The 24,132-nt window shown below is 53.7% G+C and carries 20 protein-coding genes and 1 pseudogene; 3 read left to right on the forward strand and 18 right to left on the reverse strand.

Going from position 1 to position 24,132, the window contains the following annotated elements:
• Window positions 1-9: 9 nt before the first annotated feature.
• The 9 genes from K2F33_RS23345 to nirB all read right to left on the reverse strand — a co-directional run bounded on the left by K2F33_RS23345 (window position 10) and on the right by nirB (window position 9,805).
• A complete protein-coding gene (locus tag K2F33_RS23345; RefSeq protein ID WP_263878795.1) occupies window positions 10-1,434 on the reverse strand; it encodes an extracellular solute-binding protein in 1,425 nt (474 codons plus the stop codon).
• Between the two features lie 166 nt (window positions 1,435-1,600).
• A complete protein-coding gene (locus K2F33_RS23350; protein WP_263878796.1) occupies window positions 1,601-2,623 on the reverse strand; it encodes a LacI family DNA-binding transcriptional regulator in 1,023 nt (340 codons plus the stop codon).
• Between the two features lie 260 nt (window positions 2,624-2,883).
• On the reverse strand, window positions 2,884-3,198 hold the full coding sequence (locus tag K2F33_RS23355) for a DMT family transporter (RefSeq protein WP_145164298.1): 315 nt from the start codon (window positions 3,196-3,198) through the stop codon (window positions 2,884-2,886).
• Window positions 3,198-3,578 (reverse strand): DMT family transporter, encoded by a 381-nt coding sequence (locus K2F33_RS23360; RefSeq protein ID WP_263878797.1) that lies wholly within the window; start codon window positions 3,576-3,578, stop codon window positions 3,198-3,200. The genes K2F33_RS23355 and K2F33_RS23360 overlap by 1 nt, the downstream gene beginning before the upstream one ends.
• Window positions 3,571-3,759, reverse strand: coding sequence for a hypothetical protein (locus tag K2F33_RS23365; RefSeq protein ID WP_263878799.1), 189 nt, complete (start codon window positions 3,757-3,759; stop codon window positions 3,571-3,573). The genes K2F33_RS23360 and K2F33_RS23365 overlap by 8 nt, the downstream gene beginning before the upstream one ends.
• Complete coding sequence (locus K2F33_RS23370; protein ID WP_263878801.1) at window positions 3,698-4,390, reverse strand: MerR family transcriptional regulator; 693 nt, start codon at window positions 4,388-4,390, stop codon at window positions 3,698-3,700. Before K2F33_RS23370 ends, K2F33_RS23365 begins: the two co-directional genes overlap by 62 nt.
• A gap of 167 nt (window positions 4,391-4,557) precedes the next feature.
• Window positions 4,558-5,412: an NAD-dependent epimerase/dehydratase family protein gene (locus K2F33_RS23375; RefSeq protein WP_263878804.1), complete on the reverse strand. Its 855-nt coding sequence runs from the start codon at window positions 5,410-5,412 to the stop codon at window positions 4,558-4,560.
• 152 nt (window positions 5,413-5,564) lie between these two features.
• Window positions 5,565-7,682, reverse strand: a complete 2,118-nt coding sequence (gene nasC, locus K2F33_RS23380; RefSeq protein WP_263878806.1) for an assimilatory nitrate reductase catalytic subunit NasC — start codon at window positions 7,680-7,682, stop codon at window positions 5,565-5,567.
• The gene (gene nirB, locus K2F33_RS23385) at window positions 7,679-9,805 is read right to left on the reverse strand and encodes a nitrite reductase large subunit NirB (RefSeq protein ID WP_263878807.1); all 2,127 of its coding nucleotides are present in this window, start codon (window positions 9,803-9,805) and stop codon (window positions 7,679-7,681) included. The genes nasC and nirB overlap by 4 nt, the downstream gene beginning before the upstream one ends.
• 409 nt (window positions 9,806-10,214) lie before the next feature.
• On the opposite strand from nirB, the gene K2F33_RS23390 reads away from it, so the two are divergent.
• On the forward strand, window positions 10,215-11,459 hold the full coding sequence (locus K2F33_RS23390; protein WP_089550225.1) for a nitrate/nitrite transporter: 1,245 nt from the start codon (window positions 10,215-10,217) through the stop codon (window positions 11,457-11,459).
• 217 nt (window positions 11,460-11,676) lie between these two features.
• On the opposite strand, the gene K2F33_RS23395 is transcribed toward K2F33_RS23390, so the two are convergent.
• On the reverse strand, window positions 11,677-12,210 hold the full coding sequence (locus K2F33_RS23395; protein WP_263878808.1) for a dihydrofolate reductase family protein: 534 nt from the start codon (window positions 12,208-12,210) through the stop codon (window positions 11,677-11,679).
• Between the two features lie 73 nt (window positions 12,211-12,283).
• On the opposite strand from K2F33_RS23395, the gene K2F33_RS23400 reads away from it, so the two are divergent.
• A complete protein-coding gene (locus K2F33_RS23400; RefSeq protein WP_212983815.1) occupies window positions 12,284-13,189 on the forward strand; it encodes a helix-turn-helix transcriptional regulator in 906 nt (301 codons plus the stop codon).
• A 32-nt stretch (window positions 13,190-13,221) separates the two neighbouring features.
• Here K2F33_RS23400 and K2F33_RS23405 read toward each other — a convergent pair whose 3' ends face one another.
• The 5 genes from K2F33_RS23405 to K2F33_RS23425 all read right to left on the reverse strand — a co-directional run bounded on the left by K2F33_RS23405 (window position 13,222) and on the right by K2F33_RS23425 (window position 17,680).
• Window positions 13,222-14,016 carry a GNAT family N-acetyltransferase gene (locus tag K2F33_RS23405; RefSeq protein WP_263878809.1) on the reverse strand — a complete coding sequence of 265 codons (795 nt, stop codon included), beginning with the start codon at window positions 14,014-14,016 and terminating at the stop codon, window positions 13,222-13,224.
• Window positions 14,017-14,028: 12 nt separating this feature from the next.
• Window positions 14,029-14,526 carry a helix-hairpin-helix domain-containing protein gene (locus K2F33_RS23410; RefSeq protein ID WP_318671168.1) on the reverse strand — a complete coding sequence of 166 codons (498 nt, stop codon included), beginning with the start codon at window positions 14,524-14,526 and terminating at the stop codon, window positions 14,029-14,031.
• Window positions 14,527-14,713: 187 nt separating this feature from the next.
• Complete coding sequence (locus K2F33_RS23415) at window positions 14,714-16,129, reverse strand: DHA2 family efflux MFS transporter permease subunit (protein ID WP_089550224.1); 1,416 nt, start codon at window positions 16,127-16,129, stop codon at window positions 14,714-14,716.
• 133 nt (window positions 16,130-16,262) lie between these two features.
• Window positions 16,263-16,877 (reverse strand): TetR/AcrR family transcriptional regulator, encoded by a 615-nt coding sequence (locus tag K2F33_RS23420; RefSeq protein ID WP_263878811.1) that lies wholly within the window; start codon window positions 16,875-16,877, stop codon window positions 16,263-16,265.
• Window positions 16,878-17,056: 179 nt separating this feature from the next.
• Window positions 17,057-17,680, reverse strand: a complete 624-nt coding sequence (locus K2F33_RS23425) for an FMN-dependent NADH-azoreductase (RefSeq protein ID WP_263878813.1) — start codon at window positions 17,678-17,680, stop codon at window positions 17,057-17,059.
• Between the two features lie 443 nt (window positions 17,681-18,123).
• On the opposite strand from K2F33_RS23425, the pseudogene K2F33_RS23430 reads away from it, so the two are divergent.
• Window positions 18,124-19,478 (forward strand): annotated as a pseudogene (locus K2F33_RS23430) (lytic polysaccharide monooxygenase).
• Window positions 19,479-19,554: 76 nt separating this feature from the next.
• Here the strand turns inward: K2F33_RS23430 and K2F33_RS23435 are convergent.
• From K2F33_RS23435 to K2F33_RS23445, 3 genes are all read right to left on the reverse strand, one after another.
• Window positions 19,555-19,878, reverse strand: coding sequence for a 2Fe-2S iron-sulfur cluster-binding protein (locus K2F33_RS23435; RefSeq protein ID WP_089547353.1), 324 nt, complete (start codon window positions 19,876-19,878; stop codon window positions 19,555-19,557).
• A gap of 148 nt (window positions 19,879-20,026) precedes the next feature.
• Window positions 20,027-21,319 carry a sulfatase-like hydrolase/transferase gene (locus tag K2F33_RS23440; RefSeq protein WP_263878816.1) on the reverse strand — a complete coding sequence of 431 codons (1,293 nt, stop codon included), beginning with the start codon at window positions 21,317-21,319 and terminating at the stop codon, window positions 20,027-20,029.
• A gap of 283 nt (window positions 21,320-21,602) precedes the next feature.
• On the reverse strand, window positions 21,603-24,125 hold the full coding sequence (locus K2F33_RS23445; protein ID WP_263878818.1) for an Ig-like domain-containing protein: 2,523 nt from the start codon (window positions 24,123-24,125) through the stop codon (window positions 21,603-21,605).
• Window positions 24,126-24,132: the final 7 nt, after the last annotated feature.

Consider the following 24,132-nt stretch of genomic DNA (forward strand, 5'->3'; position numbering starts at 1 on the left):
CCGCGGGAGCTATTCGTCGATCAAATTCGCGCTCTTCAGTTCCTCCCGCATTTTCTTGACGGCATCGGCGGCGGGCATTTCCCCGGACATGGCTTTCAGCGCGTAATTTTGCACGATTTTTTCCGCGTCCGGCCAGCCCGGAAGGGCTAGTTCCAGCGTCGCATGCTGTTTGACCAGTTCTTGGGCGGCCTCGACGCCCGGCAGTTTGTCAAACGGGGACTTGACGTTTTCGTTGTACCAGAACGGCACGCCATGGTCCATGTTGTGCTCCTTGCCCTTTGCCGTCAGCGTATATTGGCCGCCGCTCTCGGTATAATCGACGTCTTTAATACCAAGGCTGCCGAGGGTAATGCCGTCCTTGGAGTTCCAGAACTCCAGGAATTTTTCGGCTGCTTCCACATGCGGCGCATTTTGCGGCACGATCCAGAAGTCGGGGTCGCCCCGGCGCATCAGGATCTTGCCGTCCGGACCGGCAGCGCTGGCGATCGCTTCCGCCTGGAACGTTGTATTCGGATCCTGCTCTTTACGCAGGTTGTTGAACATGCCAACCCAGGCATCCCAGTACGTCACCATGCCGACCCGGTCGGTGAGGAACAGGTTGCGCATTTTGCCAGTATCGTTCGTTACGAAGTTTGGATCCATGATGCCTTCCTTGACCAGCTTGGCAAACCATTCATACATCGGAATCGCTTCGTCGGAAGCATACGGGATCGTCCGCTTGCCGTCCTTCATCACGTAGCGGTACTTCAAACCGGCCGCACTCATGAACCCCTGAATGTCATATAAGCCGGACGTGCTCAAGCCGTAAGTATCGTTTTTGCCGTTGCCATCCGGATCCTGCTCTTTAAAAGCTTTTAACACCTGATAATATTCGTTCAGCGTTTTCGGCTCCTGCAGATGCAGCTTATCCAGCCAGTCCTTACGGATGATCGGCATCGTGCCGCCCTGGAATTTCGTGAAGACGGCATGGATTTTGCCATCCTTGTCTTTCAGCTGATCCCATTCAGCGGCGGGAATCACCTTCGGATCAGAGAGCGTGCTCGACCCCTTTACAAAATCGCTTAGATCCGTCACCGCACCCTGCCCGACAAATTGATCCAGCTTGCCCAGGTCGCTGAGCTCGATCAGATCGTATTTCTCGCCCGAACCCAGCACGGTCAGCACTTTCTGATCGTAGTCGCTCGCCGGCTTTTCGATCGTCACGTCAATGCCGGTTAACCGCTTAATCTCAGCCTCGAACTGTTTCATCTCATCCGGGGTTTTCCCGCCGACATTAGCGGAGAGAATGCGAAGCTTCATTTCCGGCTGCTTGCCGGTATCCGCTCCCCCTTCCGCCGCCTTACCCGTGTCGCTTCCGCCGCTGCTGCTGCATGCCGTGACAAGGAGTGAACCTGCCAGCAGGGTTGCCATCAAAATGCCTGACTTTCTTTTCATTCAAAACACCTCCAACCATGATTTTTTTTTAGATTATAGAATGATAAATTTTCAGCGGAGCTGAACGATTCTATAATCGCAAGAAAAACTTCCACTGGACGCGGTCTGTCTTCTTTGAAGGTACGTCGATAGACGTTTTTCTTATAAATAGCAATGTGTTAACGGTTTAATGGGTGTAAGCGCAGGAACCGCGCTCCACCAGTTCGGACGGAAGGAGTATCCGCTTAACCCCGGCTGCGCCGGCAGTCACCTGCTCGATCAGCAGGCGGGCGGCTTCCATGCCGATTGTTCTTGCATCCAGCCTCATCCCGGTTAACGGCGGGTGCATTGCGGGCGGGAAATGCTCGCCGCCGCTGAAGGCGATAACCGAAAGATCTCCGGGAATGTCAAGTCCAAGCGCTTCCGCCGCTTGATAAATGCCCATAGCCATCGATTCGTTGTCCGCCAGGACGGCGGAAATGCCAGCGTGTTCGCGAAGCATCTTCAGGGTCGTCTCGTAACCGAAGCGGATCGAGGTTCCATCGTCATCCGGCTTGTTCAAGATTAGTCCTGCCACCGGATCCACACCGGCTTCGCGGTGGGCCAAATAATAACCTAGCTCCCGATCCTCCGCGACGGTCCGGTCCTTCGCCGAGTTGAGAAACAAAATCCGCCGGTGCCCTTGCGATAGAAGAAGCCTGACCGCTTTGGCGGCCGCCGCGATATTGTCGTTATCGACGGAGCATACCTGTCCGGCACGTTCACCTGATGGACGTCCCACCACAACGATGGGGACGTGTCGCTTCAGCCGGTCTTCAATTCGGGGATCGTCATGAATCGGGTCGAGCAAAATTTCTCCGTCCACCGGATCTGAAGCGATTAGCTCCACCTGCTTCAGCAGGGAAGGCTGCAAAATGTTGATCAATATCCGGTAGCCATGTTCATAACAAACCTCCATCATGCCGTCGAGCAGGTCGTGCTGAAACGCGTCCAGCGGCATTTTCTCGCTGCGCATGTTCAGCCCGATAATGTTGGTTTTCCGGTTTACGAGGCTTCTTGCCCAGTAATTCGGCCTGTAGTTCAATTCCTCCGCCGCCTTAAGCACACGCTGCGTGACCTCTTTGCTGATGGGACGTTTCTTGCTGAACACGCTGGATACCGTACCTTTCGAAACCCCCGCAGCTTTTGCTACATCAGCAATCGTAACCACGTTCGCCTGATCCTCTCCTTCATGTCTTGGCTTGGAATTTGTCTCAAGTACAAGTCCTACATTAAACCGGTTTTGTTAAAAACGTTCCATGTTCATGAAATATGTATGTAAAACCTGAACATTCGATGATCAATTCCGGCATTAAACCGTTTTTTCTTGTCCAGCGGTTTGGCACAACCCTTACGGTACATCGGATTTCAGCACAAAAAACCCCGTTTAGCGGGGTTTTGCATCGTTGCCTTATTCAGATAGGGTGCGGTTTACTCAACAAGCCGAAGCCCGATGACACAGCCGATGACGCCCATGATGCAAAACAGGCGAACCGGCGTTTTCGATTCCTTGAAAAACATCATGCCCACAACGGCCGCCCCAACCGAACCGATCCCCGTCCAGATTGCATAAGCCGTCGACAGAGGGATCGACTCGATCGCTCTGACCAGCAATGAAAAGCTTGCAATGAAACCGCCAATAAGAATGAGGTTATTAGTCCAGTTATTTTGTTCCGATACCCTTTTGATTCCGATCACGCCGACGATTTCAAGCAATCCGGCAGCAATAAGCAGCACCCAAGCCATTAGCTGTGTTCCTCCCCGCTGGTAAGTTTTAAACCGATGATAAATAGCAATAAGAGCAAAATAATGCCGACTTTCAGCAGGCCAATACCACCGGAATACATAGCTTCCACAACGACGGTTCCGATCGTGCCGATTCCGGCAAAAACGGCGTAGGTTGTCCCAACCGGCAGAACCTTCGCTGCACGGATGACCAGCTCAAAGCTCGTCAGCAGGGCGATCAGCACGATAATGGAGGGAATCTCCACATATTTGAAGCCTGAAGCCCAGACGATTTCGAGGAGTCCTCCGATCGCCACATAAGCCCACGCCTGGTTTTTGCTTAACGGTTTGCGTGATTTCACGGGTTTCGCTGCCGTCGCGGTTTTTGCTTGCTCATTCATTTCGATCCCTTCCTTTCGTCTTATCCGTTTGCTGTTCTTGCTCGTGCCGCAAATACTCGTCGACGATGCGGTCGATGTAGTTTACCGTATCTTCATCCAGTCCGAGGACCTTTTCGCTTTCACCGGCTTCGGGACGAATCCACTCCCAATACTTCTCCAGCACGTCTTCCCTGCCTGCCATCAAACCACCCTTCGCCAATGGTCAGCAGCCGCTGTGCCAACTGTCTGGATGCCGGTGAATCCGGCGGCTCCTCGAGGTGGCGATGAATGTCCCGCAGCAGGCCGATCCATTCATCCGACCGCGGATCATCCTCATCCATCTTCGGCAGCTTCTCGATAATCGGGAGCTCGTCGGGAGCAAACTGCCGAACCCTGTTGTTCCGCTGGACGGATTTTGCAGCCGAGTCGGCTTCTCTTGAATGGAGCATCTGGATGAACAGGACCAGTTCTTCCACGGGTACGTCACCACGCAGCTCGATCGTGCGCAGCGTCGTCAGCAGCCGGCGCTCGAGCAGCTCGAGGCGATGCTTTTCATCCTGGAGCAAATCAAGCTGCACCCGAATTGCGTGTGTCCATTTTTCAGCGTGAGACTCCCCGGCTTCCGTCTCTAAGACGTTTCGGATTTGTCCCAGTGTAAACCCAAGCTGCTTCAAAGTCGTAATGTGATGCAGCTTCATGATGTCGTCTTCGTTGTAGTACCGATATCCGGCATCAGATACGAAAGAGGGGGTCAGGATACCCATTTCATCGTAATAGCGCAGCGTGCGGATGGAGATACCGGCCTCCTTGGCCAACTGTCCAATTTTATACATCAACTTAAGCACCTCCCATACCCATACTAAACTCTCACGTATAGGTGAGAGTCAAGCACAAATACCGCTGGTTTCCCCAACATAAAAAAGCACCCCTTGTAGAGCATTAGAACAGCCCAGGGCTGTCCGATGTCTCTCAAGCGGTGCATTCGTTTATTTCGTCAGCTTTAATGATTCCCTCCGAAACCGGTACGCCACGAGGGGTACAGCGGTTTCCATCCCAGTCCGCGGGCTTTGGCATTTGCCGCACCACGTTCCCAAGGCTGCCCCTCACCTGCAGCTGTGTGCCGCAGGGAAACACCGACCGACTCTGCAAAAATCGGGAGCCAATCGGTGCCCCGAGCCGGCTCGTCATCTACAATATTATAAGCACCGGACCGCCAATCCAGCGCTTGGCATGCGGCATGGGCGGCGTCCTCCACATGTACGAATGAGGACACTCCTTCATTGGCAGACATTCGTCCCTCACGCACCTCTTCGGCCATATACCCACCGCTTGTATACCATGTTCCGGGACCATAAAACAACCCGTAGCGAAGAATGACATGCTCCGGAATTTCCGCTGCGGTCTCCTCAAGTGCAGCAACGGCATCCACGCTGCGTTTACGGGAAGGATCCGCAGATTCGACATCCAGAGGTACATTTTCTGTCGCCGGACCATTCCCCGGCTGATAAGCCCACGCAATGCTCTGGACAATGATTCGTTTCACGCCGGCTTCACGGGCGGCATCGACCAAATGACGGGTTCCTTCCACCCGAATGCGGGAGTTTTCAGCGAAAACCCGGCTGCCGAGGGATGTCAGCTGGTGGATGACAACTTCCGGCCTTGCTTCGCGGACTGCTGCAAAAGTAGCATCCCGGTCAAATGCATCCGCGACAAGGGCTTTAGCTCCCAATGATTCAATGACTTGTATGTTTTCCGGCCGATGAGTCGTACCTGTCACTGTATGGCCGGCCTGGACCAGCCGCGGCACCAGCAAACGGCCAACCGCTCCGGAAGCGCCTGCGATCAAAATATTCATGTGCCCTCTCCCCTTTCATGCATCGTAAATTCCATGACACGGCTATTGTAGCATGAGTCATTGGCGGGAATAAGGGCCAATCCACAGCGATTTGGAGCAGACCAATTTGTTGATAAACCTAATGCTGAACTCAGATATGCCGTATATTTTTTCTAAATAATCTCCCCTTCATCTTCTGACCATTCTTCGGCAAGAGGCCGAACCCGGACGGCGCTGACTTTAAAATCAGGCATTTTGCAGTATGGATCAAGCTCCGGATTGGTGGCCAAATTCACGTTCTGGGCGTCTCCCCAATGCATCGGAATAAATACGGTATCCTCACGAATTTTGTCAGAATACCGGCTGCGTACGGTAACCGTCCCCCGTTTGGAACTGACGCGTACGAGCGCTCCGTCTTCAATCCGGTGCTTACGCGCGGTCAGCGGGTGAATCTCCATGAAGCTCTCCACGAACTTTGCGGCGAGCACCGGACTGCGCCGGGTTTGAACGCCCGTCAAATAATGTGGAAGCACCCTGCCGTTGGTCATGATGAGCGGATATTCGCTGTTCGTTTCCTCGCCCTGGAAAGCAACAGGTACCGTCTGAAACCGGGCAAGTCCGTCTGCGTGAGCGAAGGAGTGTTCGAACAGCCTCCCTGTCCCCGGGTGGTCGGTTGACGGGCACGGCCAGTAAATGCCTTCTTCCCGCCGCAGGCGTTCGTAAGTAATCCCGAAGTAGTCGGCAATCCCGCCCTGACTGGCTTTCCTCAGCTCATTAAAAATTTCTTCTGCATCCTTAAACGGAAAATAAGCCTCTCTGCCGAGCTTTTCCGCAACCGAGCACAAGATCTGCCAATCATGGCGCGTCTCGCCCGGCGCCGGTCTGGCTGCTTCCCTCAGCAGCACGCGGCCTTCCAGATTCGTCAGTGTCCCTTCGTTTTCCATATAGGAAGTGACCGGCAGGACAACGTCCGCGTATTTTGCCGTTTCGGACAGAAACATATCGGCGACGACCAGAAAATCGAGCTTCCGGATGCCCTCCTCCACCAGCGAAGCATGGGGATTGGAAACAACCGGATTCGAGCCCATGACGAATAACGCTTTGATCTGTTCCTGGTGTACGAGCTCCATCATTTCATAGGCGGATACCCCTTTTCCAGGGAGCTCTTCGGGCGGAATTCCCCAAACCTTTGCCACGAACGCGCGGTCGTTTTCATTTTCAATCGAACGGTAGCCGGGCAGCTGATCCGCCTTCTGTCCATGCTCTCTGCCGCCCTGTCCATTCCCCTGACCCGTAACGGCACCGTAGCCGCAGCCTTCCCTGCCGATTTTACCGGTGGCCAGAACCATATTCAGAAAATTCCGGACCGCCATATGGCCATCGGCATGCTGCTCCACGCCGCGCGCAGTAAACACCATGCCGGTGCCCGCTTTGGCGTAAGTCACAGCAGCGGTTCTTATCTGCTCAACGCTTACACCTGTTAACTCGGCAATCCCTTCCAAATCTATTCGGAGCAAATCAGCCTTGAGCTGGTCAAAATCCTTTGTGCGGCTCTGAATAAATGCCGAGTCGATCAAATTTTCGTCCAAGATAACCTTCAGCATACCGCTCACCAAAGCGCTGTCGGTTCCCGGCTTCACCTGGAGATGAAGATCCGCCAGTTCCGCTGTCGCGGTTGCCCGGGGATCAATGACGATGATGAATGCCCCATTCTCTTTCGCCCGGATAAAATAAGGCATGAGGGTCGGCTGGCACTCCGCGATGTTCGTGCCGGCGAGAATAATGCATTCGGCCAGCGGGATTTCCGACAGCTGATTGGTCAGCCCCCGGTCGATCCCGAACGTCTTCACCCCGGCCGATGCCGCAGCCGACATGCAAAATCTCCCATTATAGTCGATATACCGGCTTCGGAGGGCCACTCTTGCAAATTTGCCGAGCGCATACGCTGTTTCATTCGTCAATGAACCGCCGCCATATACACCGACAGCATCGCGGCCGTACGCCTCCTGAATGGCCGAGAACCGCGCTGCGACGATGTCCAATGCCTCTTCCCAAGAGGCGCGGACCAATTCTCCGTTTTTCCGCACCAGCGGATACAGGAGGCGATCCCGGCTTGAAGCATGCTGGTGTGCGTTCATCCCTTTCACGCACAGCCGCCCCTCGGATGCGGCATTGGGGACTCCCGTCGCCTGAAATCCCGATCGCTGCCTGGCCTCCCCGGGTGTAATCTCTACGGTCATTTTGCACTGCACGCTGCAAAAAGGGCACTGCGTATTCATCGTCAGCGTCATATGCCCACCGTCCTTTCTTCGGATTGAGTATCAAGGTGTGTATTGATCCCCACCGATCGAGCCATGTCCATCGTTTCGAGCAGCGATTCGCGCTCATCGGGATCGAGAAGCTTCTCCCGTAAACGCTGAAGCCCGTACCGTTCCAACCACTCCCACACAGGCTCCCGATAATAGGCGGAATCCCGATACAGCGCAAGGCAGCCGAGAGCCATGTCGATGATGTCCCCGGCATCGGGCAGGACACCAATCAGTTGACCCGGCTTGACCGGATGCTCCATATGTCCGCCGGCGTACAATTCCCATCCGGCCGGGGATGCGCCGATACCGAGATCATGTACAAGGACACCCGCCGGGTCGCGCGGACCCGCAGACACTGCGATGCGTATCCGTGCCGGCATGAACCACCCCATGCTTCTTCGCTCCAGTTCGAGTGCGATCCACCCGGCCTCCGTATGCGGAATTCCTGGTGAGACGACCGGGCTTGCCGACGCCCGGATCATAGGCCCTCCGTCGCCGGCCGATCGATGGATGCCGAGATAATAAGCGGCGGCCGATCGGCATACCGGGCAGCCTTCCGGGCGCTTCCAGCCCAGACGCAGCATGGCTGCTTGGACGCTTGCATCGCTGCCCGGGTACAGCGCGGCCCGGACCGCTGCACGGTCCATGTCCGTGCAGCCGCAGATCGGCACCGGAGCAGCGGCCGGAGCCGGCTTCTTCCCTCCCGAGGACTTCGCCAGCTCCAGGATCGCGGCCACCATCGGCTTGCAGCCTCCGCAGGAACCGGACGCCTTGGTCCGCTCCCGGATCTGGTCCACGGTTTGTGCCCCATCCAGACCGGCGGCTTCCATAATGGCAGCTTTTGTGACACTGTTGCAATTGCAAACCGTATCTTGATCCCCCATAGCTTCGGCCGTTTTGGCCAATGAAGAATTCCCCCCGGCAGGCAGCGCCTTCAAGGCGGACACCGGCGCCCGCCGCTTTAAATAGCCCAACAGCTCCGTCCCTTCCGAGGTGTCGCCAAAGAGCACAGCTCCGGCAATCCTGCCGTTTTTCATCGTCACCTTCTTATAGGTCCCTTTCACGCCGTCGTAGTGCTGCAGCGCCGTTTCGCAATCCCCACCCTGGATCAGCCCGGCGGAAAATACCTCCACGCCTGACACCTTAAGCTGTGCATAAGGTACTGAGCCTGGATAGGGCTCCGTGTGCCGCCCGCATAAATGCATGGCGAGTACGCGGGCCTGCTCATATAACGGGGCTACCAAGCCGTAGACAATGCCGCGGTGCTCCGCGCATTCCCCGACAGCATATATATGGTCGGCACTCGTCTGCATATAATCATCCACGACAATCGCCCGGTTTGTGCGAATGCCGCTGGCTTCCGCTACGGAAATGTTCGGACGGATGCCCACTGCCAGAACGATCAAGTCAGCCCCAAGCCGGCTGCCGTCAGAGAACTGAAGGCCTTCCGCACGCTTTCTGCCGAGAATACGCTCCGTACGTTTTTCAACCAAAAAGCGCATCCCCTGCATGGTCAGCTCCCGCTTCAGCATCTCCGCTGCGGAGGCATCCAGCTGCCGGTTCATCAGATACGAAGCGTTATGAATGACATCGACCTCCATGCCGAGGTTTAGCAGTCCCCTTGCCGCTTCCAATCCGAGCAGTCCTCCGCCGATCACGGCTGCATGCTTATACGTTCGGGAAGCTTCCATCATCCGCTCACAATCCGCGATACTCCGGAAAGCCGTCACTCCCGTCTTATGAATGCCTGGAATTTTGGGCATAAAGGCCGAGGAGCCGGTCGCAATAATCAGCCGGTCATAAGACTCCACACGCCCGGATTCCGTGTAAATCAGCTGCAGGTCGGGATCGGCGCGAAGTACAGTTTCTCCGGTATACAGGGATATCCCCCGTTCTGTATACCAATCCCAATCATGGATCGTAATATCATTTACATTTGTTCCGCCTTGGAGCACTTTCGACAGCATGATCCGGTTGTAATTGGGATGGGGTTCATTTCCGAACACGGTGATCTCATACCGGTCGGGCGCAAAATCGCATATATGCTCCACGCATCTCATTCCTGCCATCCCGTTGCCGACCACGACAAGCCTGGGCTTCCCCATTGCAGTCACCTCCGCTAAAAAACTGTGTAGGCCAGGCCTAAAAATGAAAAAACCCGTCCCTTGGAGATCAAGAGAACGGGCGTCATTGCCAGTTAGTCAACAGGTACACCGTTGTACCGGATAATGGATTTGAACTGAGCATAATCGAAAACAAAGTTAATGTCAACATATATTACACGACATTCTAATATTCACCAATAACACAATAAATCATGTCCAATAACAAAATTTATGTATAGTTTATTGACACGCATTTTACATTGCACTATAATTCATTTCGAAATCACAAAGACGTGATCTTTCATCCGGGAAGAATACTTCCCATGGCAATGAGGCCGCTGGTTGTCCGCTTATGGGCAATCTGCGGCTTTTTGTTTTATATGCGATAAAAGATATGGAGGAGATGGAGATGAAAGAAGGCACGACGTTTTGGAAAAGTGGGCATAAACCGTCTTTATTCAGCGCATTTTTCTATTTTGACATCAGCTTTATGATTTGGGTGCTCCTCGGACCGCTGAGCGTCATTATGATGGAGGACTATCCGATGACCGCGTCCCAAAAAGCGAACCTGGTCGCGCTGCCGGTGCTGGGTGGTTCGGTATTAAGGCTGGTCCTCGGTTTCCTGACCGATTATATCGGGCCGAAGCGCACCGGACAGCTCGGAATGCTGCTGACGATGGTGCCGCTGATCTGGGGCTGGCGGTTCGTGGACTCGCTCGGCGAGCTGCACGTCATCGCCCTGCTGCTCGGCATTGCCGGGGCTTCGTTCTCGGCTGCGCTTCCGCTCGCCAGCCGCTGGTACCCGCCGCAGTATCAAGGCCTGGCGATGGGCATCGCCGGAGCCGGGAACAGCGGCACAGTGCTGAGCACGCTGTTCGCGAACCGGCTGGCACAGCATTTTGGCGGATGGGAAGCCGTATTCGGCATCGCCTTGATCCCGATCGTCATCGTGTTTATATTCTTCAGCATTTTTGCCAAAGACAGCCCCAACCAGCCTGCCCCCAAAAAATTGTCCGAGTACGGCTCAGTGTTAAAGCAAAAGGATACCTGGCTATTTTGCTGGCTGTACTGCGTGACGTTCGGCGGCTTTGTCGGTCTGACCAATTACCTGACGATCTTTTTTCATACGCAATATAATCTTTCCGCTGTGCATGCCGCCGATTTTACGACCATTTGCGTCATCGCCGGCAGCCTCTTCCGTCCGGTGGGCGGGTATTTGTCCGATCGGATCGGAGGCGTCCGCATGCTGCTCATCCTGTATACCGGGGCAGCCATCATGCTCGCCTGTGTCTCCTCGCTGCCGCCGCTGTACGTGATTTCCATCCTTCTTTTTGCCGGTATGATGTGCCTGGGTGCCGGTAACGGCTCGGTCTTCCAGCTTGTGCCCCAGCGTTTTCGTGATGAGATCGGCATCGTTACAGGCATCGTCGGCGCTGCCGGCGGGTTCGGCGGTTATCTGCTGCCGCTTGTTCTCGGCGGATTGTACGAGTCTACCGGGTCGTACACGCCCGGGTTTCTGATTCTGAGCGGTGTGGCCATAGCCAGTGTACTGGTAGTCTTGGCGGCGAAAGGCCAATGGAAGAAAACTTGGTTTGCTGCGTCTTCCGCAAAGAAGCTAATAACGGATCCGGTGAATGCCGAATTCAAATCGTAATTCAAGATCGCTGGCGTATAACCAAGCGTCTTCGTGTATTGTGTAGTGTTACGCCCCCGGCTAATCGTTTGGCCTGGGGGCGTTTTTTTCTGTAGCGGTCCTCTAGAGGAGGTAGTCCTTTAACTCAATTCATTACCACAGCTTCTCCTATACTGCAGCTTGCCCGATAGGCAGACACATCCAACCGAGCCGGCAGCTGGTTAGTTTATGTCAGCTATCATCTTTTCAACACTTCGTACGCCAGAGATACCATCTGCCCCATCGGTTCGGCTGTGACCAGCTTCAGCCGGGTGAAATCCGTTCCTTCCGGAAACAGCGGGATGCCCTCGCCGAGAATTTTAGGAATGATCGTCATCTCAATTCGATCCAGCAGTCCTTTTTCCAGGAAAGCCTTGGTCAACTGCCCGCCTCCAACCAGCCATACGTCCCCTTTTGACTCTGCTTTGACCTTCGGGACCAGAGAAGCCAAATCCTCGGCCGTAAACATCACATCGGGGGAAGAAGGATGCTCCGATCGGGTCACCACATAGCAAGGTTTCCCCTTGTACGGAAATTGTTCCGACAGCTTAAGCACTTCGTCGTAAGTACGCCTTCCCATCATCAGTGCGCCGATGCGCCCGTAAAACTTCGCATATCCGTTGTCTCCGCCATCGCCTTCAACATCAAACAGCCAGTCCACCGATCCGTCCGATCGCGCAATATATCCGTCCAGACTAACCGCGAGATACAGCACTACTTTCGAGCTTTCCATGTTTTTATCGCTCCCTTCTATTCATATGTTACAATGTAACTACGACATATATTGACGTAATTAGGAGGATATCATGAATGAGCGGAGATTAGCGATGATGCGGATCATTGACTCACGGAAGAAGTTTACGGCTCGCGAATTGGCCGAGCGTTTTAACGTCTCGGTCCGGACCATCCAGCGCGACCTGGATTACCTGCAGCAAATCGGTTTTCCGCTGTACAGCGAACAAGGGGCTCACGGCGGATACCGCGCGCTGGAGAACCGAATTTTGCCGCCGCTGCAGCTGACCCGAACCGAGGCGCTCGGTTTGTTTCTGATGCTCGAAATGCTGGAGAAGGTGCCCGACTTCCCTTTTGACGCGATCCGCTCCCACTTGGCCGTGCAATATTACGGGTCCCTGCCTTCCGACGTACAGACGAACATCGATCAGATGCGCAGCCATATTTCTTTCCGAATGATGCAGCTGCATGAGCCTGCACCTTGGACGACGGAAATTCTAGAAGCTTCGATCGCCAAACAGGAAATCCGGATCGCGTATAAGTCTGCCAAAGGCGATAAGGAGCACAACGTGTACCCCTTTGGCATTTATTTTGAGAATGGCTATTGGTATATGCCTGCGCGAAACCCGGAGAAGACGCTCCTTTTTCGCGTGGACCGGATCCAGCATGTGGAAAAAACCGGTGCGATCGATCCGGAAGTGCCGTCCCTGGCGGAGTGGATGCAGTCAACCGATGATCGGGACAAAGCTGAGGTAGTGCTGCGGTTTACCCCTTTTGGTATGCGGCTTGCCAAAGACGACCCGATTTTGCATACAGCTGCGGACGGACAGTGGAGCGGCCCGGTTCCGCTTGAGGAGTTCCCGTTTACAGCCCGGAGGCTGCTCCGATTTGGCCCGGATGTGCAGGTTGTATCGCCGCCCCGGCTGAGGGATTTGGTGCTCCAGCTGCTGCAAGACAGCATAAACCAGTACAAAGAGTAGGCAAAAAAAACACTCCCCGCAGGGAGTGTTTTTTACTGGTCTCTGACCCAAAAGGAATTGGTATACACATGCCTAAACCCTTGGACCAGCATATGGTTATGACTTGAAGAGCCGAACACCACATCCGTGTACACCGTCGACAGGCCAGTCCGCTTGGCCTCCGACAACCGATGGCGGATCAGCGCCGTTTGGCATCCCCTGCCCCTAAACGCGGGCAAGGTATAATCGATGGCCAAATAGCCTTTCCCCGTATGGATAAACATCGATCCGATCCCGGCCAGCTGTCCATCCGAATAGGCGAGGTAATTCCGAAAAACAGGGAGGGTAAAGTACCGTTTTTTTCTCGCCAAAATATCAGCTGAAACGCCTCCCATCAGCTCACTGACGGCCTCCAGCAAAACGTCGACATTGCCTTCGTCCACCGGTTCAATGGTCATATCCGGATGCACTGTTGCAGCCTCCACCGGCTCTGCCTCCAAAAATGCCAGCTGATCTATGGGCAGAAATCCTTTGCGGTGCAAAGCCAGCGCAACCTGCTCGTTCAGCCGGGTTGGTGCCATATCAAAACAAGGACGGGCATTTCTTTGCTCGTATTCGCTGACGATTTGGTCCAAATGCTCCAGATCCGCGATCCCGAATCCTTTCACCCGATTGTAATAGAGCGAATCCGGACCGGTAGTTTCGATTAGCAGACGGGCACTGCCGATTCGAATTTCTTCCAGACGCTTGTCTTGCGAGGAAAGCGCCCGCCCTGCGTTAAACCGGGTCAGTTCCAGCTCTATTTCCTCGATATCGTTTACTTTCTGATGTACCTTTTGCTGAATCAAACCTATTCCCCCTTACTTGTTCCGGGCTGCCTCATTCCCCCGGTGCTCGTACCAGGCTGCTGCTGGCCTTGTTGCCGGATATCCGAATTGCTCCCGGTATTTTTTCCTTTCTTCGGTAAAATCAGGCCATTCCCGCTCACTGCCCGGATGGTTGGCATGATGCACCAGACAGCGAAGAGCATCCTCCAGGCAAGGATCCTCCCAGTATCCGAGGTGCACCTCCATTTTGTCTATGAAGTCCGCGCCGTCCAGGTCTTTAATCTCATCCAGCGAGTAGTATCCCATGCCAACCACCCTTGCGGCCACTTTCGGGCCAATCGAGGGCACGGATTGAAATATGGCCAGCCCCTTTAGCATGTTGGCGCGTTCGCGGGTGGTTTCCAGCATTTGCGATAACTGTGCGGTATCGAGGGTGGCAATATCGTTCAATTTCACTTTAAAGGCTCTTAAATGGGCGCGTTCCTCGGGGGTCAGCGGGAGCTTGGGCGGTGTTTGCTTCAAGTGTATCACCTCATGAATGGACTATCGATTCAGGCTGATCCGTCAATGTACGTTTATTGGACCTCCACTGGAACCCCATTATATACCAGGAAGCTTGGGGCGACAATTTTTCTGACGACAGCCCGCTAAAACTTAGCAATTCCTCAAATATAAACAAAGCCCGGTATCAACCGATACCAGGCTTCGTTCTCTATTGTCATTTCTGATGATTTACGGGTACACGCTTGATGAACAGCGCAATCACAAATCCGATGACTGCGATAATCATCCCGAACATAAACGCATTTGAAACGCCTGAAGTCAACGCGTCAAGCGGATTGCCGCCGGGGTGCGCCTCAGCGTAATGCTCCTGGCCTGCCGACATCACGCTGACAGCAAGCGCTGTGCCAATGGCACCGGCTACCTGTTGCAGTGTGTTCATGATGGCTGTGCCGTCCGGGTAGTATTCACGCGGAAGCTGATTCAGCCCGTTCGTCTGTGCCGGCATCATAACCATCGAAATGCCGATCATCAGGCAGGTATGAAGCACGATCACGAGGAACGCCGCTGACGCGGCCGTAACGCCCGAGAAGAACCACAGGGATGCGGCAGCCACCAGAAATCCGGGGAACACGAGCCATTTCGGTCCGTATTTGTCAAACAGCCGTCCCATAATCGGTGACATGATCCCGTTGATGATTCCCCCCGGCAGCATGAGCAGGCCGGCATAAAAGGCCGATTTGCCAAAACCACCCTGAAGGAACAGCGGCAGTACCAGCATCGACGACAGAATGATCATCATGCTGATAAAGATCATCACTACGCCAACGGAAAACATCGGGTATTTAAAAGCGCGCAGGTTAATCATCGGCTGCTTCATCGACAGCTGACGCCATCCGAACAGCAAGAGGCCGACCACGCCAATAACCAGCGACAAGATCACTTTGGTGCTCGTCCATCCACCGCTGCCTTCACCGGCGCTGCTGAAGCCAAACACGATGCCGCCGAACCCGATGGTGGACAGCGCGATGGACAGCAGGTCGATCTTCGGTTTGGTGATGCTGGATACATTTTGCATAAACGCAATGCCGAATACCAGAGCCAGAATCAAGAACGGCAGGGACAGCCAGAAAATCCAGTGCCAGCTGAGGTTCTCGATTAACAGACCCGCGATCGTCGGTCCGACCGCCGGCGCAAACATGATGACCAGCCCGATGATTCCCATCGCGCCTCCCCGTTTCTCCGGTGGAAAAATGACCAAAATCGTGTTAAACATCAGCGGGAGCATAATACCGGTTCCGATCGCCTGCACGACGCGGGCCACCATCAAAAATTCAAACGATGGCGCTAGCGCCGCAATCAAGGTCCCGACAATCGAAAAGCTGAGCGCAGTAATAAACAGCTGCCTTGTGGTAAACCACTGCAGCAGCAATCCCGACACCGGGACCAGAATGCCCAGCGTCAGGAGGTATCCGGTTGTCAGCCATTGCGCTGTCGAAGGCGTAATATGCATGACCTGCATCAAATCACTAAGCGCGATATTCAGCGCCGTTTCACTGAACATGCCGATAAATCCGGCAATAAGCAGTGAAATCATGATCGGTAAAACTTTAAATTTTTTCTCCGTTTGCATTTGAGCTTGCGTATGCTGTACGGCTGCTTCCACAATCCCATCCTCCTGTCATATGTCCAATGTCTCTCTTATCTCTCTTTATATGTCTCTATCTATTTTCTCTGATATTTGTAATCTCTCTATTCATTCGGCCTTATTTTTCTTTCTGTGTTTCATCCGATGTATTTTTGGCCAAAAGGCGGTCCAGCAATATGCCAACATATTTGGATGCAAGGAATATAGGTCCCGTATCCTTGTTCGTCTGGGCGATCAGCAGCGATCCTTCGAGTAATGAAAGGATGACTGTCGCAGCTTCCTGTGAACGGGACAGCTCTACCCCGGCATCCTGCAGCCGTGTGGTCAAGACTCTCTCCCACTCCTGAAGCACGCCTTGACAAGCATCCCTCAGGGAGTTGCTGATGCAGGAGGTTTCTACCGCATTCCAGAAGCTGAGCGGGATAAACCCTTCGAAATTGGTGGCTTTGGCATCGGCCGCAATCACATCGATACAATGCTGAATGGCCTGAGACGGATCGTCGAACCGGTTAAAAGCCTCTTCCCACTTGTCGGATACCGCGCTTTTAATCCGTAAAATGCATTCTTGGGCAAGCTCCTCCTTGCCCTCTGGGAAATAATAATACAATGAGCCTTTTGGGCAATGGCTTTCCTTGATAATTTGGTTTAATCCCGTTCCGTGATAGCCCTGTTTGGCAAAAAGACGCGTTGCTGTTTCCACGATGGATTCACGGGAATTGGGCTTTTCCGTCATCGCGCTTATGACCTCCTTTCAAAATTATAACGAACGGTCTACATATTATAGTCGATGAAATGCGCTTTCTGTCAACTCATTTTTTTTATGAAAAATGTGGGTTGCCTTAACCTTTGCCGAAGAAAATACAAAAAAGCATTCCGACTGCCGTACAGCCGAAATGCTTTCTTTATACTCGTTTAAAACGTTACAGCGTATTTTGCTGTTTGATCCAGTCCCTTTTGAATAATGTCCTTGGCTTCGGCGGGCATCTGGTTATGTCCCTCGATAATGATTTCTTCCGGTGTAATTCCCCACAGCATCAAATTGGATTTCACGAACCGGATCGCGCCTTCAAAAGGAGCCATGTTCTCCGTGGAGTAAATGCCGCCCCGGGCGTTCAGCAGAACCACTTTACGCCCCCCGGCTAGACCGACGGGGCCATCGGGTGTGTATCGGAACATGGTTCCGGCTTGAGCCAAATAGGACAGATACGTAATCAGCGGGGCAGGCGCAGCGTAGTTCCAGAGCGGGAACGCGATGACCACCTTATCGGAGGCGAGAAATTGATCGATATGAACGCGTACCAAATCGGCGATATTCGTCTCCTCCGGCGTCAATTCCTGTTCCTGGCTGCGCTTGAATAGCGCGGTAAGTGCCGTGTTCCCATAATTCGGCAGGTTCAAGGCGAACAAATCCAGCTCGGTAACCACGTCATCCGGATGGGTATCCCGGTACGTTTTGACGAACGTTTCATACATTTGAACCGTAACCGATTGCTCTAACGGACGGTCATTCGCTTTGATCATTAACACATTGGACATGTTGTTGTGTGGCCTCCCATTAACAATATAGGTTTCAGAATAATTAGGCACATGAGTTCGGAGATGAATACATTGCGGACTTGACTAGGTTTCCGCATTTCGCAATTTTTTATGAATGGATTCACTCAAACACTACCTAAATCGTTGTTTTTTATTATTGAGGGGGAGGCTTAATTGGTTTATCGTTGTGTTAAATGATACTAATTATTACTAAATATTGATTTTTTATGTATTTTCTTGATTCAAAATCGACATCCATGTTCCGATATAAGCTCGCCTGCCGAGTTTATATAACCAACATTCCGAAAGCTGACCGATAACGGTCGGCTCTGGCCAAGCAAGTTGAATGAATATTCTTATAAGGGGGTGGGACGGCCAAAGCGGTATCTGCAGCCAGAATGACACATGTTGTTTTCATATTCGGATTTGAGGAGGAAATTTGGATGACTACGATTCGGTTACGACAGCATGGAGTGCTTAAATGGCTGATCGCAGGCAGTTTAGCTTTGATCACGCTGCTGTGCACGTTGATGATTGTGGAGCGTGCTTCCGCGCATGGTTATGTCCAGTCCCCCGGCAGCCGCGCTTACTTATGCAAAACGGGTGCCAACACCAATTGCGGCCCGATTGTCTATGAGCCTCAGAGCTTGGAAGCTCCGAAGGGCTTTCCTGCCGCAGGCCCGGCAGACGGTAAAATCGCCAGCGCCAACGGAGCTTTTCCAACGCTGGATGAACAATCTCAGACCCGCTGGAGCAAGGTTAACCTCTCTCCAGGCACAAATACCTTCAGCTGGACTCTGACGGCGAGACACGCGACGACCAGCTGGAAATATTACATCACGAAGCAGAACTGGAATCCTAATGCGCCACTCACAAGAGATTCTTTTGACCTGACGCCATTCTGTTCGGAAAATTATAACGGTGTGCAGCCTGGAGCAACCTATACCAGCACCTGTAATGTCCCCAGCCGCACCGGATATCAGGTGATCCTCGCCGTTTGGGAAATCGCGGACACCGCCAACGCCTTCTACAATGTCATTGATGTGGACTTCGGCGGCGGCAGCGGCACTCCGGATACCACGGCACCCTCGGCGCCTTCCAACTTGAAGGCATCTGCTATTACGTCAACAGGAGCAACGCTGACCTGGGGGGCTTCGAGCGATAATGTCGGCGTGACAAGCTACAAGGTCTATAACGGAGGCACGCTTGTTGCAACAACGGGAGGTTCTGTCCTCAGTTATCAGGTCACCGGACTTTTACCCAATACATCCTATTCGTTTACGGTTCGGGCTGTAGACGCTGCGGGTAACACTTCGGATGCCAGCAGTGCCGTAACATTCACCACATCTGGCACAAATCCACCGGACACCCAGGCACCTACCGCTCCAACCGGTCTGCAGGTTGACGGTACACCAACTTCGGGAACGGTTACATTGAAATGGGCGGCTTCGACAGATAACGTTGGCGTAACCGGCTACCGGGTCTACAATGGAAGTACGCTGGCAGGCACCGTATCCGGCACCACGCTGACCTACACGGCCAGCGGACTCGCGGCCGACACGTCTTATACATTTACCGTTCGCGCCGTGGATGCGGCGGGAAATGAATCGTCCGCCAGCAATGCGGTAACCGCTAAGACGGCTTCGTCCTCATCCGCAGCGGCATGGGCACCCAATGTTGCCTACACACCAGGCACGCTCGTTACCTATAACGGAGCGACCTATGAATGCCGGCAGGCCCATACCTCGCTGACAGCCTGGAGCCGCCGAACGTTCCAGCGCTCTGGCTGTTGAAATAACGAAAAAACGGCTTTCTCCCCGAAACCTGGCGGAAAGAAAGCCGTTTTATTTTGTGGCTGTTTCGGCCCGATTACCTTAGTCTACTGGTCTTTTACCAGGATCCATCCCGGAATCAGATACCGTCATCACAGGTCTGACCGTCAGGTCGTTATGTACCCGAATTTGGCAGGACAGACGGACATTCGGCTCGTGAATTCCTTTGGTGGTAAGAATGGCTGCTTCGGCTTCTCCGACAGGGCCAGCATCGCCTTCCAACACTTCCACCCGGCAGGTCGTGCATCTGGCATTCCCTCCGCAGCGGTGCAAAATATCCACCCCGTTGTCCTCCAGGGCCAGGACGAGCTTCTGCCCTTCCTCTGCTCTAATCGCTTCTCTGCCTTCCACTTGAATCGTTGGCATACGATCAACTCCTTTTATAATTTGGATCCAATTAACTGGCATTGCTAGATGACAGCCCCAGCCTTCTATTATTTCTTATCTCAAGTCCGAATACAATGAGAACTTTGTCACGGGTGCATCCTTCACGTTTCATTACCCCAAGGAAGAACTACAGAAGCGTTGCATACCATTCCCGGACATCTTTTTCCAATCGCTGCGCAATCTCCGGGAACTCGTCCTTCAGATTGATCCGCTCGCCCGGATCCGCCTCCAAATCCGACAAATGAACATCGTCCGGCTGGGTGCGGTCAAAGTCGAGCTTGCCGCCAAGCACAAGCTTCCATTTGCCCTCCCGAACCGCAAGCTGGCTGCCGTACTCCCAGCATATTTGCTGATGTGGAGTGCCTGCCCCTTGCGTCAGCATCGGCACGATGCTGCTTCCGTCGATTTCTTCCGCCGCAGGGACGGGGAGGTCGGCGAGATCCAACACGGTCGGCACGATATCGGCCATCATGCCGACGTCATCCTTCGTCTGTCCGGCAGCGATGATGGATGGATAGACGAGGATGGCCGGTTCCCGAATCCCGCCTTCGAACAGGCTGCCCTTATGCCCGCGGAAGATTCCGGCGCTTCCGCCATAGTACACATCTTCTGTTCCGTCCAGGTAATTGCGCGACTCCGAAGACGGCCCATTGTCGCTCGAGAAGAAAATAATGGTGTTTTCGTACGCCCCCACTCGTTTAAGCGCTGCCACAATATCGCCGACTCCGTCATCAACAGCCGAGATCATGGCGGCCATCAGCTGACGGTCCCTTGGGAGGTGACTGTAGCGCTTCATATATTTTTCCGGCGCATGCATCGGGTAATGAGGCGCATTATAAGCGGCATACAGGAAAAACGGCTTATCGGCAGCCCGGCTTGCCTCGATAAACTCAACGGATTTGTCGGTGATCAGATGCGTCAGATATTCGCCGTCCCGCCAGACCTCTTCGCCGTTGCTCCATAAATCGTGCACGGGATTCACACTCGGCATTCCCCAGTAAAAAATGTGGGAATAATAGTCCACGCAACCGGCCTGGAAGCCGAAATATTCATCAAATCCTTTGGCATTGGGCTTGGTGTCCTCTGCCGATCCAAGATGCCATTTCCCGAATAAAGCCGTTCGGTAGCCATGTTCTTTGAGACGCTGTGCAAGGGTTTTGGCGTCGGCCTTTAATCCGCCTGTTCCCCTTTTTCCGCCTAAAATATGGCTGACACCTGTTTTTGCGGGATACTTTCCCGTCAGAAGGGCCGCGCGGGACGGTGAACATACCGGCGAGTTCGAGTACCAGTTGGTGAAACGCGCTCCATCTTGTGCAAGCGCATCCAAGTGCGGCGTGCGAATCGCATCGGATCCGTAGCAGCCCAAGTCACCGTATCCCAAATCGTCACAATAAATCACGATCACATTCGGTCTCGTCAAAGTTGAGTCACACCTTTTATGTAGTTTGAGGATGCATTTCGCTCCTTCTTACTCCTTCGCCACAAAATGTAAGATCCCTTGCCTAAGCATGATTTTTAAGCTTTTTTGGTGACAAATCTAAAAATACATCTATATTATAACGAAATCTATAAGTATCTATTTTCTTTACAGAAACGGGACTTCGTATGAAGCGAAAAAAAAGGACGCAGAACAAACACTGCGCCCTCTTGTTATACCAACCAACTGAATCATATCGATCTTGTTACCTTTGAGAGCTTCGGCATCATCCTCCCCACTCCGTGAATCGGCCGTCGGGGGAATCATAAGCTTGTGCCCAGTAGTACCCGGGCGCCAGGATTCTGCGGGCGGCAAAGCCGGCTTTACCCGCGGCCGCAATGATCGCTTCGGATGAAGCGGTGTACGTACCTGTCGCTGTAGTGGCGCCACCGACATATTTTCCGCCCATAGAGGTAAACCGGCCGTAAACCGTTGCCTGAAGCCCGGCTCCCGTCTCTTTGTCGACGACCTGCAGGGAAACGGTCGCCTTGGTCCCGTCGTAAGTGACCTGCATTTGCCCCACGATCATCGGCTTCAGATCGGTAGGACCCGTCGTTGCGGAGAACGGCTGGCTTGCAGGCCCTTCATTGCCGGAGGAATCGACGGCCTTTACCTTATAGACATATGTCGTATCCGGCAGCAGCCCAACGTCGCGGAAATTCAGTTTGTTAGATATACCGGCCAGGTGGGCTGGATCCGGTTCAAACTGCGCATCCGTGCCGCGATAAATGCGGTACTCTTTCACGGTGGCGTTGTCGGACGCCGGCCCGTAGGTGATATCGACCCGCTGATAATCAAAGGCTGTCGCCTGCGGCGTGCCCGTGACGGCTGATGGCGGTTCGCTGTCCTGCGGCGGCTGCCAGAACACGCCTCCCGGTCCCCATGCAGACGGGAATATTCTCAGGTTGCCGTAATGATGGAGCGCGATCCCTCCAAAGGCAGGATTTCCTTCGAAAGCGGCGTACACTTTGTTCAGCTCCGACTCCATGTACGTGCGGCCTTCCTCATAGAAGCTGATGGCCTCCGGATCGCCTCCGTCGGCGACATCGATCGTTTCCACGCCAATGACGACCGAATTCGGCTTGCCGATCTGATTCGCATAGTCGATTTCTCCGCGTGCTTGTTCAATGATCCCTGCACTGCCGTCCGCCTGATCCCGGTAGTCCATGATCGAAATGTAATCAAGCGTATCCTGAACGTGCTGGGACATCCATTTGACCGAGCCGTTCCACGAGATGCTGCTGGCGTCCACCGATGTGTCGAACCAGCGCGGGATGGCGGCTCCGACCTGCAGGTCCAGGCCGGAAGCCTGCTTACGGTCCATCAATGCCTTGAGCATGTCAAGGTACTGCACCTGAACCGAAGGTTTGGCGCTTTTAAAATCACCGAGGCTGTAAGGCTCCGTATCAATGTTTACACCGTCGAATCTTTCCCTTGGATCCGAGGATAAATTGTAATTCAGGATACCTTCGAACTCGGCCACCGCCTGAGTCCGGTAACGGGCATAGGCCCCGAAATAGGGCGGCGTCGTACCGCCGGCGATCAAAGCCTGCACCTGGTAGCCCTTATCATGAGCCCAGCCGACGAAATCCCTGACCTCCGGCCGTTTGTCCTGCAGCATTCGCATGCCGAAATAGGGTCCGACCGCCAGGTACAGCGTCCGGATCGGTCTCTGTCCGAACGTCGACGTGTCGGATGCCATAGCATCCAGCACATTACGTGAACCCGGGTTCATGATCAGGGGGTACGATTCATTTTCCCAGATCCACATGGCCCGATCCTGGCCGTACACCTGCTGGGTAACGGTCGTCGGACTGGATGCTGCTTCAACCTGCCCGGAACCAGGATCTGCATTCATTTGCATCCCCTTATCCGGATTCACTTCATTAACTGTCTCTTCCGAGGGAGGGGCCGTCAGCTCATCTTGTGCCGTGTCGACATCTTGAGCTGTTGGGGCATCTTGAACTGTTGAGGCTTCTTGTGCTTGAGGTACCTCTTGCTCTGTTAAGTTATCTTGTACCGCTGAAGCACCCTGTACTGTTGAGGCATCCTGTACTGTTGAGGCATCCTGTGCGGTTTCGTTATTTTGCAGCGCTTGGGCATTTTGATCGATTTGAGCATTCTGGTCTTTCTGGACATTCAGTTCCGCTTCGGCATTCTGTTGGATATTTTGATCTGTTTGAACATCCTGATCATTCTGGGCATCTTGCTCTGTCCAGCCCTCTTGGTCCTGCTGGTCCTCCTGCAGCATTGCTTGGCTGGATACGTTCGCGACTTTCACATATTTTGCGCTGCTGTATCCTGTATTTCCGTTAGCATCCACGGCTTTCGCTTCAAGACTATTGACCCGTCCGGCATAAGCCGCTGTCTTCCACTTGTATTGGTATTCTGATCCTTTGGGAGGCGCATCCTTCCACTCTCCGCCGTTAATCCGGATTTGCACTTTGCTGACCGGATTTTTGCCCCCTGCTTGAATGTGGACATTGACACTCCCCATCACGGGGCTAGTGTCGCCTGGGCTTGTAATCTGCACTTGTGGGAGCGCGGCGCCCGGATTGTCTACCTCCACCGACATATAGGGAGACCAGGCCACATAGCGGGTCACACTGTCTTTTCCCCTAGCTGCCAGTTCTACCGGACCGTCGTACTTGGAGAAATCGACGTCAGCATACCAGCTTCCGCTGCCGTCCGCTTCCGGATCATCCATGTGGGCACTGACGAGCGAATCGCCGCCTACGGCGAGCTCCACGTCATAC

Source organism: Paenibacillus sp. PSB04, from assembly GCF_025809195.1.
GTDB lineage: Bacteria > Bacillota > Bacilli > Paenibacillales > Paenibacillaceae > Paenibacillus_AQ > Paenibacillus_AQ favisporus.